General features: G+C 55.5%; 11 protein-coding genes and 1 tRNA gene. 2 read left to right on the plus strand and 10 right to left on the minus strand.

The window, feature by feature from the left end; genetic code table 11:
• Positions 1–223: 223 nt before the first annotated feature.
• From AAAX32_RS05255 to AAAX32_RS05300, 10 genes are all read right to left on the minus strand, one after another.
• On the minus strand, positions 224–1,219 hold the full coding sequence (locus tag AAAX32_RS05255) for a glycosyltransferase family 2 protein (protein WP_349100199.1): 996 nt from the start codon (positions 1,217–1,219) through the stop codon (positions 224–226).
• The gene (locus tag AAAX32_RS05260; RefSeq protein ID WP_349100200.1) at positions 1,212–2,327 is read right to left on the minus strand and encodes an EpsG family protein; all 1,116 of its coding nucleotides are present in this window, start codon (positions 2,325–2,327) and stop codon (positions 1,212–1,214) included. Before AAAX32_RS05260 ends, AAAX32_RS05255 begins: the two co-directional genes overlap by 8 nt.
• Positions 2,327–2,497: a glycosyltransferase gene (locus AAAX32_RS05265; protein WP_161145327.1), complete on the minus strand. Its 171-nt coding sequence runs from the start codon at positions 2,495–2,497 to the stop codon at positions 2,327–2,329. Before AAAX32_RS05265 ends, AAAX32_RS05260 begins: the two co-directional genes overlap by 1 nt.
• Positions 2,498–2,523: 26 nt before the next feature.
• Positions 2,524–3,516: a glycosyltransferase family 2 protein gene (locus AAAX32_RS05270; RefSeq protein ID WP_349100201.1), complete on the minus strand. Its 993-nt coding sequence runs from the start codon at positions 3,514–3,516 to the stop codon at positions 2,524–2,526.
• A gap of 4 nt (positions 3,517–3,520) precedes the next feature.
• A complete protein-coding gene (locus tag AAAX32_RS05275) occupies positions 3,521–4,345 on the minus strand; it encodes a glycosyltransferase (RefSeq protein WP_349100202.1) in 825 nt (274 codons plus the stop codon).
• 2 nt (positions 4,346–4,347) lie between these two features.
• Entirely contained in the window at positions 4,348–5,178 is an 831-nt protein-coding gene (locus AAAX32_RS05280; RefSeq protein ID WP_349100203.1) for a sugar transferase, read from the minus strand.
• A 54-nt stretch (positions 5,179–5,232) separates the two neighbouring features.
• Positions 5,233–5,778, minus strand: a complete 546-nt coding sequence (gene loaP / locus AAAX32_RS05285) for an antiterminator LoaP (protein ID WP_349100204.1) — start codon at positions 5,776–5,778, stop codon at positions 5,233–5,235.
• Positions 5,779–6,563: 785 nt separating this feature from the next.
• Positions 6,564–6,639 (minus strand) — tRNA-Ala (locus AAAX32_RS05290).
• Between the two features lie 70 nt (positions 6,640–6,709).
• Positions 6,710–7,351: a thiamine diphosphokinase gene (locus tag AAAX32_RS05295; protein ID WP_349100205.1), complete on the minus strand. Its 642-nt coding sequence runs from the start codon at positions 7,349–7,351 to the stop codon at positions 6,710–6,712.
• A gap of 9 nt (positions 7,352–7,360) precedes the next feature.
• Positions 7,361–8,050: an HAD family phosphatase gene (locus AAAX32_RS05300; protein ID WP_349100206.1), complete on the minus strand. Its 690-nt coding sequence runs from the start codon at positions 8,048–8,050 to the stop codon at positions 7,361–7,363.
• A 331-nt stretch (positions 8,051–8,381) separates the two neighbouring features.
• On the opposite strand from AAAX32_RS05300, the gene glgB reads away from it, so the two are divergent.
• Together glgB and AAAX32_RS05310 are read left to right on the plus strand one after the other, a co-directional pair.
• Positions 8,382–10,658, plus strand: a complete 2,277-nt coding sequence (glgB, locus tag AAAX32_RS05305) for a 1,4-alpha-glucan branching protein GlgB (protein ID WP_349100289.1) — start codon at positions 8,382–8,384, stop codon at positions 10,656–10,658.
• A gap of 94 nt (positions 10,659–10,752) precedes the next feature.
• Positions 10,753–13,179: a glycogen/starch/alpha-glucan phosphorylase gene (locus AAAX32_RS05310; protein WP_349100207.1), complete on the plus strand. Its 2,427-nt coding sequence runs from the start codon at positions 10,753–10,755 to the stop codon at positions 13,177–13,179.
• Positions 13,180–13,263 lie beyond the last annotated feature (84 nt).

Consider the following 13,263-nt stretch of genomic DNA (forward strand, 5'->3'; position numbering starts at 1 on the left):
TCGCGGCGGCGGTCGGCCCCATGCCGTCCTCCGTCGCCAGGAGGAAGAGCTCGACCTTCTCCCTGCTGTACATGCGAACCTCCAGTCCGGACCGCCCCGCGGTCCAACTTTCTGTCCGCACCCCCAAACCGCAATTTCGCAACTCCAATGGACTTGAAGGGGGGGATGAAATACCTAAATGCAATAGCCCCGCAGAAAGAAGGCAATAAAGATGCAAGGCGTACTATATAGAACTCCGCCGAATAGCCTTGAAAACGCCAAGCGCCTTGCGGGAAGTTGAAGAAACAATGACGTTATTCGACAAAACCATGCTATGAACTAAATCGGGGAAGCCGCTAACGCGCTTACGATACTCAAGTTTGATCATTTTATCGAATGTATTTTTTGCCTCATCATCCAGATCGCAACGCCACAGGATCTCATCGAGATCGCAATAATGCTGACAAATGCCGCGCCTTGCATTTAGATGCGCGCTTTTCGACCATCTTGCCGCGTACTGAAGCATTTCATCGCACACTCGGCCCCAATCGGCCACCTGCTTTTCTTGGAATACTTTCGTACTGTTAGAGTCATGCTGTCGGTAATAATAGAGGGGCTCATCAATATGAAAGAGGCTACGCGCCTTATCGAAGACGGGAAGCAGCTGACAAAGGTCCTCTCCGTGCATAAGGCCAATCCGGTTTGTATACCAATCATATCCAGGGAACAAATCGGTGCGAATAACCTTATTCCAAACGCTGTTGAAATCGCAGCCGCATAACATACTTCTAATGGCATCAAAATCTCCGCCAACATGTATCCCAGGAGAAATGCAGGCCTTCAACGATGGCCGAACAGGATCTAGTTTCATGGTGAAATCGAAAGAAATGATATCCGCATTTGACGATGTGATGGCAGAGCAGACTTTCTTGAGACATCCCGCCAGAAGACAATCGTCAGAATCAAGAGCGAGGACATAGCGCCCCTTCGCCCTACGAAGGCCGTCCCGCCGCGCGGCTAATAAGCCTTCGTTATCCTTGTGGATTACGAAGGCCTTTTTGTTCCCTTTGCAATAATCGTCACATATCTTAGGTGACCCATCAGCTGAGCCATCGTCAACAAGGATAACCTCATACGCTCCTCGCCCTTGGGCATCAATAGACTCCAAGCAGGCTGGTAGGAAGCTTTCGGTATTGTAGACAGGCACGATAATGGAAATATCGGGCTTCTCATCAAGCATAAAAGACTCCTAAAAGCGCTGAGGAATACGGGAAAAGATTGCAGCTGCCGCCAAATACGAATGTGATAGCGAAATAGAGCACGCAAAAAGTAATTGCAAGTACCCCGGATAGCAAACGCTCGTTACCAAGGTTCTCCGATAAAAATGGATAGAGGAATCCCGAGATAAAAAGAAATGGGAAACTGAGTCTAATCAACTCGGGACTTATGCTTGCAAACTGAGCGAACACAGCCGAGGATACGCCGCAGCAGATGTAAAAATTAAGCATCTCCCGATTAGCAGGTCCCATTGAACTTTTATGGCCCAAAAACAACATAATCATACAAAAAAGCAGGTAAATTAACATCGTATTGTTCAGTGAACCCATTCCAGCATGTTTCACTTGAAACGAATATGACGACGTAAAGGACGAGACCAGATCCATTAAATCTGGCCCAATCAAAACTGCACTGACAGCACAGACGGCAATGCCGAAGCAAAACAACATAGCAAGAGTTTTGGATGAGCGAACACCCCTGCTCTCGCAACAAGCAATGTAGATAACCCAAACAAAAATGCCCACAATTGACATCTTATGAAAACCAACGGCAATCGCCAAAAAAACAAAAGCAGGTAGATTTTTCCCGTGAATCAGCTCATAAACCATCAAGACGAGCATGCTTGTGGCTAGGCACTGCCTGAGTATGTTTAGCGTGTATCCAAAGACAATGAAACAAAGAAAGAATCCGATGACAGGATACCCTTGAGGAAATTGTTTTTTTGCAACCAGAACATAAGGAAGAAAAATAATTACCTCACAGAAGAAAAGCACTGCGTTGAAATCGCCAGTCAATCTCCCTAGAAACCAGAATAAAAGCACAAAAATCGGCTCTTGATCCGAGCAAGCGCCGAGGGCTCCTATAGGCGAATAAACTTGAGACGCATTAAAACAGCTTAGAGGATATGCCGAAGTATCTGTTCCAACGGTTATATCTCTAGCACCCGCCACTACACAAAGGGGCAGAACCGATATTATCGCGAGGACAAGCCCAACTCGCTTATCACCGATGCGCGCTGAGAGATAAAGCAAAGCAATATGGAATGCAAACGCAACTAGATAGATCTGCATCACTGCACCTGCTCAGCAAGTTGTACATAGCCCTCAGAGATGCCGTTAGTCGATCCGTCGTCGACAATGACGACCTCGTACTCAAAGTGGTCCTGACGTGCGATGCTAGCCAAGCACTCGCCAAAAAAGTTCTCGACGTTGCATTCGGGAACGATTGCACAAAATCTCACCTTATCAACCCTTAATTTCTTGGGGTTTATCCAATTGCTTTGCCCGAGACTGCGGCGTAGAAGGCGTAGAAGGCGTTGTGCGCCTTTGGGGAGATCGCGAAGAGCATGCACCGCAGCCTCCAGGTACGGGACGCCAAAGGGCTCCGTGAAGCTCGCCCCACAAGCTCGCGAGCACGCTTCAGATACGACCGCCCTTCAGCCCTGTCGCCAAAGGCATCAAGGTCGACGCGCATAGCGACGCGCAGCGTACAGTAAGCTCGAAAGCACTCAAACTCGTCTTTAAAGCCGCTCCCGGCAATTAGTCGCACGGTCTCGATAGTCTCATCCATGTCTTGCGCGTGCTTGGGGCCCTGCTTCTTAAACGTGGTGATGGAGCCGGGTCTCGTTACATACGCGTAGAAAGGAGCATCAGAAAAGGCAATCTCCCCGACACGCGAACAGATAGAGGCGATCACGCCCATGTCTTCGAAAAGCTGCCCCTCGGGAAAGGCAAGGCAAGGGATCAGGGACCGGGCGAAGAGCTTGCCGCACGCTGAGCCACTCTCCCCGTTGAATAAAAGCAGCTTCCTAAAACGCTCAGCACCGGACTCCACCTTGAACTCAGCAGCCTGCTCAATCTCGTAGTTCTCGAGAAGGGGCGTCTTGGCGAAAGACCCTGCAACAAGAGTCACCTGGTATTTCAGGGCAGCTTCAACCATAAGCTCAATGGTTCGCGGGTCGATGAGGTCGTCTCCGTCAACATACATGAGATAGTTGCCGCGGCATCGTTGCGTGCCATAATTGCGAGCGGAAGAGAGACCCCCGTTCTCCTTATGGTGAATCACAACGCGTGGGTCGTCTCCGACGGTGTCTTCAATCAAATCTATAGTATTATCTGTGCAGCCGTCGTCCACGATAAGAATCTCGATGTTCGGATACGTCTGACTGAGCAGCGACCTCACACAAGGAAGTGCGAACTTCCCCACGTTGTACATGGGGACGATAATGCTTACCAGAGGGTAATCGACTTCGGAAGCCATTTTGCTACGCCCTCCGTAGAAGAATTCGATAGATCAGCGACCTCAGCGAATTGGGCATAAGGCAGACCAGCGCGTGCGGCACATATGAGCAGACATAGTCGCGTTCAGTGAAATAGCCCCGCTCTACCTGCGCTCTCTTGAAGGCCTTGGCGTACTTGAGGTACTGAACTCCGCCCCTGCGGGCGTAGAAGTCCTCGCTTACGCGCATGGCAACTAAGGGCTCACCCAAATTGTCCGCACGGCAGCCGCACGCGAGCATTCTGTTGAAGAGGTCCCAGTCCTCAAAATAGAGGAAGTCTGAACTGTAGTTGCCCGCTTCCATCACCTTTGACTTTCTAAACGTCATGGGAGGGTGACGAAAGGGATTGCGTCTCTTGGAGTAGGCAAGGATTGCATCTAAGCCTTTAGGTAGTTCGGTTGTGGCTACGGGCTTGTCGGGCGAATCAATGAACTCGGAAACATCGCTGCCGACCATGTCGAGACCGCCATCTAGGGCGGCGAGCTGCTTCTCCATGCGGTCGGGTCGGGCAACGTCATCGGTGTCCATGCGAGCGACAATCTCGTTGGAGCAGGCGAGCATGCCCTGCTGCAGGGCATATCCGAGACCGCGGTTCTTAGCGTACGAAACGAAGTTGAACAATTTGGGGTGTGCGGAGTCATAATCCAGAAGCACGGCTTCCAGTTCGTCCGTCAATGGACCATCTTTGACCATGACAATTTCAGTCGGCGGCACGGTCTGAGCAAGCATGCTGTCAATCGACTCTTTAAGGTACTCTGGGCGCTCCTTAGCATACAGGCTCATAAGTACAGTATAGGCAGGGTATTGCATTATTATTTTCCCCTCCTCATCGCCTTGAACGTTTTGACGAACACGCGGGCGTCAAGTCCAAGCGACTGATGACGAACGTAGAAGAGTTCACGGGCCTGTCGCTGACCACTCCCCCAAGTCGAGTCATTACGATCCGTTGCGGCCCACCAGCCAGTAATGCCCGGCTTACAAGCAAGAACTTCGTCGCGAGCGTCACCGTACTCGTAGGTTTCTTCGAGCGTCACAGGCCTTGGTCCAATAACGGATAAATCCCCTATAAGAACGTTGATGAACTGCGGCAATTCGTCGAGCGAAGTGTGACGTAGAAAACGACCAACGCGCGTAATGCGAGGGTCATCGTCAACCTTTTGTTCGCGCTGCCATTGCGCCAACTGCTCGGGAGTCATGTACTTCTCAGGATGCTCGTGAGCATCAGAGACCATGGTTCGGAGTTTGAAGATATAGATAGGCTTGCCGCCCTTACCGACTCGCTTTTGGCGAAAAAACGGCATGCCGGGAGAGTCAATCTCTATGGCGATGCATGCGGCTACGACGGGGATAGCCAATACCACACAGACGCCAGCAGAGAACACGATGTCAAAGGCTCGCTTGAAGGCAAAGTAGCCTGGCCCACCTTTCTTGGGAGCAGCAGCATTGGGATCGGCAGCGGGTGCCTTATAGCTTCCTGTCGCTACGAAACCTTGCGCCGGAGCAGGGTTCTCGACGGGAGGCGGAAATTCCGTCGCCACAGGAGCATGAGAGCCATCCTGCCGATCAATGACTTGACCGATCATTGACGTACCACAAGGAACATCAGTTATATATTCAGTTTTATCCGACACGTTCTCTTCCAACACTTCGTCCCCGGGTCGGGGATCCTCCCTGTTCTGTGTAGCGACCGTCTGCAGCTAGGCGATCGCCTTTTTAAAGTTGCGCATGACGCGCTGCTCGTTTGAAAGAACGGCAAGGCCAACGCGGGTGGTTACGCGCCGGCCGCACAGGTCGAGCTCCAAATAAGCAGTGCACTTGCGTCTATTAATGGTTTTGATGAGGCCTTCGTGGCCCAGCAGTGGACCAGCCGTTACTACGACCTGGTCGCCGTTTTTTAGGGCCTCACTCATGGGCACTACGCGGTCTCCCCTATGCGTAAAGCTGCTTATGAGTTGGGCCTCTTCTTTTGCCAGCGGCACAAACTGACCGTCCTGGGCAAGCACCCGGGCAAAGTCGTCCATGCGCAGCAGATACTGTTGCACGGTGCGAGGGTCTGACGTATCGCAGATGAGATAACCGGGGAACAGAGGCTTGGTCGTGTTGACCCATTCGCCGTGTACCTTAATCTCGGTTTGATATTGGGGATAAAAGAGTTCCTGCATGGCGCTCGCCGGTACCATACGCTCGATGCGCTCGCGCATTACGTCTTCGCGACCGTTAATGACCTGGATCACATACCACACGAGCACCACCCCCTTGCTGTCTTACGTGTGGCTCACGGGGTTTGGGTATGGCTTCGCCAGGGCGCTTTGCGCGTAGACGCTCCATATTCAAACCCTGAGCCCAGTCAGACAAGCACGTGGCTCTGCCCCACCGTGAACGGTATGTACAAATGCAGTTGCTAGAGGCGCGGACGTATATCGCAAAATGACCGCGTCCCAGTTGGCTGCGTGCGAGCCAGTCAAGCAGGTACGAAACTGGACCGCACGCAAACAGCTGTTGGACTGCTGTGGTTTGCCAAATCAACTTATTGCACTTCCTAAAGCGAACTAATTAATTAGCCGCAAAAGCAAGTACAAAACGTGCATGGCAATCGATATTGGAGCTCGTGGTTTTTCTAACACCGCCGTTACGGCCGGATGCTGATCGACCCTGCGCTTTGTGACTTGCTGGAGCCGTGAGCACAGTTGAACTCATGTAACGTTAGGTATCCTAGCACAAGCTGTTAGTGAAACTGATTTGGGCTGCGTTGGACAACATATCGTTCATTTGACGTGCTTAAGGGGGTTGTTTTGGGATGTTGTTCACGTTGGCGCAGGTTATTGTGGTGCTTGAAATAATTGAGAGCGTTCCTGAAGCCCAACTGGAGCAGCGAGCTGCACTGGTAATTGCGTATGGACAACAAACTATGTACAGACATGGGAAATAAATTGTGCAACTTTTTGTTGATGTGGGTATGGGTTTATGGTGCGAGGTATTTTGACATGAAAAAAGGCCTTCGGAATACCGAAGGCCTTAACATTCACGATGGTGGAGACGAGGGGGATCGAACCCCTGACCTCTTGACTGCCAGTCAAGCGCTCTCCCAGCTGAGCTACGCCCCCATGACGTGGAGATACTATAGGGGAAGTTGGCACGGCGTGCAAGGACTATTTTGGGTCAGATTCTAAATGCCTATTGATATAGGTAAGCAATGGCGGTGCCGGTATGGACTTGGATCGTGGCTGTTGACCTGACGACGTTGCTGATACCCGTGTCGGCCAACAGGCCCAGGGGGCTGTGGTCTAGCTCCCATTCTAAGCCGTGTTCGCTTACCTTGGTGTTGGGGGCTATGGCGATGATGGAGAACGTCTTGCCTTCGGCGCCCTCGATGGTCCACGATTCGCCTGTGCGAAGGAAGCGAGCGACCACCTTGTCCTCGACAATCCAGACAGGGGCATCCTCGTAACCCGCGAGCAGCCCCAGTACGGAAAGCGCCATATCAGGACGGCCTCCCGTAGCGCGGGTTGCAACCACTTCGGCACCCAGCCATCGACGGCGGACGGAATCGAGCGCCAACGCCAGATCGGTATAGTCCTTGTAGGGGTCGTGGCGTTCAACTTCAAAGTCGGTGGCGGCATCGACCAACGCACGGCCTGCGTCGCTCACCGTGTCGGCATCCCCCACATACACGTCGCAGCTCAGGCCGGCGCCCAGCAGCGCGTCGAGTCCGCGGTCCACGGCGACAACGTGGTCGCACTCCCCTGCTAGCCTACGCAACAGATCCGCGCTCGCCACCACGGGCGAGCCGCAGACCACTAATACCTTGCAAGCCACAGCACTCGCCTAGCCCTCAAACGAAAGCACGCGGGCCAGATCCAGGTCCTCATAGCTGTCGATAAAGATCTCGCAGTTGGCACGCACGTCGTCGCGCTTCATACGGCCGTGCGGATCATAAATGCCTACACGCTTAAAGCCCGCGGCGCCAGAGCTCTTAAGGCCAAAAACGGCGTCCTCAAACACCCATGCGCGCTCAAACTTGTGCCTATGGCGCTCCTCCAGGCGGCGCAGCGCGAGCTCATACACATCGGGGAACTGCTTGGAGCGTCCCGCCTCGCCCGTCGTGGTAATAAACTCCATATAGCGATCAAGGCCAGCACCCGCAAGGGCGGACTGCACCAGTTCGGCTGGCGTGGACGTGGCAACGCACATGGCAATGCCCGCCGCCTTCGCCTGATCCAAAAATGCAAGCAGGCCCTCGCGCGGCGGCACCTTGGAGTACCCATCAATCAGAATGTCGCTCAGTTCGCGATACAGCTCCTCGCCATTCGCTCCAATGCCCCAGGTGTCGTGGTAGGCCTGGCACTCGTCCTCGAGCGACAAATGCTCAAATTGGGCAAAATCGTCGACCGTTACGTCAACTCCGTGGCGGTGTAATAACTTGGGCTGAGCATAGGCCCAAACGGGGGTGCTATTAACCAGTGTTCCGTCGCAATCGAAAATAAAAGTGACATTGGGAGCAGCGGTCTGGGACATAAACGAACCTTTCGATGTCAAATGGTAAACATCCTGCTAAAAACGTTTTACCAAACGTCAGACTAACAATCTTGAAACCCTAATTGGTAAAACTGTCAAGAGTTTTACCACGGCAATTCTGCCAGTGGTCTAAACATGGCGCTTATCGATTAAACGCCGCCCTAAAACCACTTTCCTTCATAAAAGTAACGTACAGGTGTTATCGTAGTTTCTGCCGAAAGTTCCACCGAGCACGCGAGGTGGAACGAATCATAGAACTATCGCCGTCCCTTCGATTCGTGCAGCCTTGGACCTTTCGCATCTAGTCACCAAGGCAACATGCTGCCGCGTCATGATGGGATCAAACGTGAGCGATACAAAGCTAAAGCCAGCAACCAAAAAGCCTACTACCCGTAAAGCCGCCCCGCACGCGCCGGAGCTCACCAAGGACGATGTCTATCTGTTTGGCATCGGTACGTGGGAGCGCAGCTGGGAAAAGATGGGCGCGCACCCCGACACGCAGAACCGTACGCGCGGCTGGCGTTTTTGCGTTTGGGCGCCCGACGTAAAGAGCGTTCACGTCATTGGCGAATTTAACGATTGGGATGAGCAAGCCAACCCGCTGGTGCCCATGCATACGAGCGCTATTTGGGAAGGTTTTATTCCTGGCGCCGAGCAGGGTCAGCTCTATAAGTATCTCATCGAGACCAACGAGGGCGAAAAGCTCTACAAGGCCGATCCGTACGCCTTTAAGGCCGAGTGCCCTCCGGGTACCGCGAGCGTGCTGTGGACCCTCGATGGCTACAAGTGGAACGACGCCGCATGGCTCAAGCGCCGCGCTAGCCATAACCACATGTCGCAGCCCCTTAACATCTACGAGGTGCATATTGGCTCGTGGAAGCGCCACGGCGACGCGCCGCAGGGCGAGCCCGACGAGTACGGCAACTACCCCGGCCCCATGGATCCCTTCCCCGCGCAGCGCGGCGAGTTCTATACCTACGATGACCTGTCGGTGGAGCTCGTGGACTACGTGCGCGACATGGGCTATACGCATATCGAGGTCATGCCGCTCATGGAGCATCCTTTCGATGGCTCCTGGGGCTACCAGACGTCCGGCTACTTTGCCGCCACGTCGCGCTACGGCAACCCGCAGCAGCTCATGCACTTTATCGATGCATGCCACGAGGCAGGCATCGGCGTGATCATGGACTGGGTGCCCGGCGGTTTTTGCGCCGACTCCCACGGCCTTGCCACCTTTAACGGCCACATGCTGTTTGAGCATGAGATTCACCCCAACTGGGGCACGCATAAGTTTGACTTCGCCCGTGGCGAGGTCCGCTCCTTCTTGGTCTCCAACGTGCTGTACTGGCTCGAGAACTTCCACGTTGACGGTATTCGCATGGACGGCGTGTCCAGCATGCTGTACCTCAACTTTGGCATCGACGATCCCGGCCAAAAGAAGTTCAACAAGTACGGTACCGAGGAGGACCTGGACGCCAGCGCGTTTATCCGTCAGGTCAACTGCGCCGTTGAGGCACACTACCCCGACGTGATGATGATGGCCGAGGAGTCCACCGCGTGGCCGCTCGTGACCTATCCGCCGCAGGACGGCGGCCTGGGCTTCCACTACAAGTGGGACATGGGCTGGATGAACGACACCCTGCACTACATGCAGACCGATTTTCCGTGGCGCCCCGGCAACCACGGCCTGCTCACGTTCTCCATCATGTACGCCTTTACCGAGAACTTCATTTGCCCGCTGAGCCACGACGAGGTCGTGCACGGCAAGTGCTCGCTCATCGGTCGTATGCCGGGCGACTGGTGGCGCCAGTTTGCTGGCCTGCGCACGCTGGCTTTCTACCAAATGACGCACCCCGGTGCCAAGCTCAACTTTATGGGCAATGAGATTGGACAGTTTATTGAGTGGCGCTACTACGAGTCCATTCAGTGGTTCCTGACCGAGCAGTACGAGACCCATGCGCACCATCAGGCGTTTATCAAGGCGCTCAACCACCTGTACACCGCCGAGCCGGCCCTATACGAGCGCGGCTACACCGACGACGGCTTTACCTGGATCGACGCGGATAACTCCAAGCAGTCTATCGTGAGCTTTGTGCGCCAGGGCGAGGACGTCGACGACGACCTGGTAATCCTGATCAACTTTGACCCGGCAAGCTATGAGAGCTTCCGTGTGGGCGTGCCGCGCGAGGGTGACTGGGAGGTCATCTTTGACTCCGACCGTCCCGAATTTGGCGGCAGCGGATACGCCGGCGAAGAGCCCTACACCTGCTCGAGCGAGCCCTATCCCTGGAACGGGCAGATGGACTCTATCGAGATTAAGGTACCCGGCCTGGCAGGTGTGGTGCTTAAGCGCCGCGGCCCCAGCAGCTACAAGCCGCCCGTGGTTGAGGAGCCCAAGAAGACGACGCGCAAGCGTGCGTCTTCAGTAAAGCCCAAGCCCGCGGCTGCCAAGAAGACTCCGGCCAAGGCAAAGGCTACGACGACCAAGGCCAAGGCCAAGGCTGCCGCAAAGCCCGCTGCTAAGGCCGCAGCCAAGAAGCCGGCTGCCAAAAAGGGCGCTACCAAGGCAAAGTCTGCTTCTGTTAAGCCATCTGCCAAGGATGCGTAACAAAGCCGTTACAGCTGTAATCACCCGCCCCGCGAGGGCGTAGGATACAAGACATAACCGTTCCGGGAGAAACATCCCCGGGGGAAAGGAACGTATGAATAAGATCTTCGACAACAAGCAGGAGTTTACCGAGCTCTATCGCGATGCCGTCATGAGCATCAGCGGCAAGAGCGTCGAGGCCGCCAGCGACCTCGACCGCTTTAACGCCCTGGCAAAGCTCGTGGCCGAGAAGGCTCGCACCGTTGCCACCAAGAGTGACGCCCGCGTCACCGCCGAGGGCAAGAAGCGCGTGTACTACTTCTCGATTGAGTTTTTGATCGGCCGCCTGCTCGACAACTACCTGCTTAACTTTGGCGTGCGCGATATGGTCGCCGAGGCTCTCGACGACATGGGTTTTGACCTGTCCGTCATCGAGAACCAGGAGCCCGATCCGGCGCTGGGCAACGGTGGCCTGGGCCGTCTGGCCGCATGCTTCCTGGATTCCATGGCAGCCGAGGGCATTGCCGGCTACGGCAACGGCATGCGCTACCGCTACGGCCTGTTTAAGCAGGAGATCGTCAACGGCAGCCAGGTCGAGGGCACCGACGAGTGGCTCACCCACGGCTATCCCTGGGAGGTCCGTCGTCAAGACAAGGCCGTGACCATTAAGTTTGGTGGCCATGTTGAGGGCTTTGAGGAGAACGGCCGCACGTTCTACCGCACGGTGGACACGCAGGACATCCTGGCCGTCCCTTACGATATCCCCGTGGTGGGCTATGCCGGCGAGACCGTCAACAAGCTGCGCGTCTGGGCCGCCGAGCCGGTCGAGGAGCACTTTGACCTTGAGGCCTTCAACCGCGGCGACTACGCCTTGGCCGATGCCGAGCGCGCCGAGGCCGAGGCCATCAGCGCCATCCTCTACCCCAACGACGCCGGCGAGCACGGCCGTCTGCTGCGCCTGAAGCAGGAGTACCTGTTTGTCTCGGCCGGCATCTACAGCCTGCTCGACACCTTTGAGAAGGAGCACGGCGCAAACTGGGAGCTGCTGCCGCAGTTTGTGGCCATCCACACCAACGACACGCACCCCGCCATGTGCGGCCCCGAGCTCATGCGTATCCTCATCGACGAGAAGAAGCTCGAGTGGGCCGACGCCTGGAACATCGTGACGCAGGTCGTGAGCTACACTAACCACACCATCCTGCCCGAGGCTCTGGAGAAGTGGCCCATCGGCACGTTCTCCAAGCTCCTCCCCCGCGTGTACCAGATCATCGACGAGATCAGCCGTCGTTGGCACGAGTCGTTCGACACCACGCAGGAGGGCTGGCAGGAGCGTCTGCGCCAGACCGCCATTCTGTGGGACGGCGAGATTCGCATGGCCAACCTGTCCGTGATCTGCAGCCATAGCGTCAACGGCGTGGCAAAGATTCACTCCGACATCATCAAGAACATCGTGCTCAAGGACTTCTATGCCCTTACGCCCGAGAAGTTCAACAACAAGACCAACGGCATCTCGCACCGTCGCTTCTTTGCCGAGGCCAACCCCACCTATGCCAAGCTCGTCACCGAGGCCATTGGCGATGGCTGGCTGAAGGACGCCTTTGAGCTGGAGAAACTCAAGGAGTTCCAGAACGACACCGAGTTCCTGAAGGCCGTGGGTGCCTCCAAGCGCGCCAACAAGGAGCGTCTGGCCGCCTACGTTAAGGCCGAGACCGGTCTGGTCATCGACCCCAACACCGTCTTCGATGTCCAGGTGAAGCGCTTCCATGCCTACAAGCGCCAGCTCATGAACATCATGAAGGTGATGGACATCTATAACCGTCGCATCGCCGATCCCAACTTCCACGTGACGCCGACGACCTTCATCTTTAGCGGCAAGGCCGCCTCGAGCTACACCTTTGCAAAGGAGACCATCCGCCTCATTAACTCGGTGGCCGAGGTCATCAATAACGATGCCCGCGTCAACGAGGTCATGAAGATCTGCTTCATCCCTAACTTCCGCGTGAGTAACGCCCAGCTCATCTACCCTGCCGCCGAGATCTCGGAGCAGATTTCCACGGCCGGCAAGGAGGCCTCGGGCACGTCCAACATGAAGCTCATGATGAACGGCGCCATTACGCTGGGTACCCTCGACGGCGCCAACATCGAGATCGCCGACCTGGCCGGTCGCGAGAACGAGGCCATCTTTGGCCTGACCGCTCCCGAGGTCGAGCAGCTCTGGGCATCAAACACCTACTTTGCGTGGGATACCCTCAATGGCGACCGCGAGCGCCTGGGCCGCGTGATGGACGAGCTCAAGGACAACACCTTTGCGGGTCTTTCGGGCAACTTCGAGAGCATCTACAACGAGCTCATGAACAACAACGACCCCGACCTGGTCATGGCTGACTTCCGTAGCTACGTGGATGCATGGGAAAAGCTCACCGGCAGCTACGGCGACCAGGAGACCTGGAACCGCAAGGCGCTGCTCAACACCGCCTCCTCGGGCTGGTTCTCGAGCGACCGCACCATTCGCGAGTACCGCGACGAGATCTGGCACGCGTAAAGGCCGCGAACTCCCCTATGCCAGCACGGCATTACTTGATGGGCACGACCGAGCGCCGCGCCCGTCGCTAATGGGTTTAGGAAC

It is taken from the genome of Collinsella sp. CLA-ER-H3 (genome assembly GCF_040092425.1).
Lineage (GTDB): Bacteria > Actinomycetota > Coriobacteriia > Coriobacteriales > Coriobacteriaceae > Collinsella.

Excerpts from the sequence above, each read along its gene's own strand:
- AAAX32_RS05255 (WP_349100199.1), bottom strand. The coding sequence starts at position 1,219 with ATGCTTGATGAGAAGCCCGATATTTCCATTATCGTGCCTGTCTACAAT.
- AAAX32_RS05300 (WP_349100206.1), bottom strand. The coding sequence starts at position 8,050 with ATGTCCCAGACCGCTGCTCCCAATGTCACTTTTATTTTCGATTGCGAC.
- glgB (WP_349100289.1), top strand. The coding sequence starts at position 8,382 with ATGATGGGATCAAACGTGAGCGATACAAAGCTAAAGCCAGCAACCAAA.
- AAAX32_RS05260 (WP_349100200.1), bottom strand. The coding sequence starts at position 2,327 with ATGCAGATCTATCTAGTTGCGTTTGCATTCCATATTGCTTTGCTTTAT.
- AAAX32_RS05270 (WP_349100201.1), bottom strand. The coding sequence starts at position 3,516 with ATGGCTTCCGAAGTCGATTACCCTCTGGTAAGCATTATCGTCCCCATG.
- AAAX32_RS05275 (WP_349100202.1), bottom strand. The coding sequence starts at position 4,345 with ATGCAATACCCTGCCTATACTGTACTTATGAGCCTGTATGCTAAGGAG.
- AAAX32_RS05310 (WP_349100207.1), top strand. The coding sequence starts at position 10,753 with ATGAATAAGATCTTCGACAACAAGCAGGAGTTTACCGAGCTCTATCGC.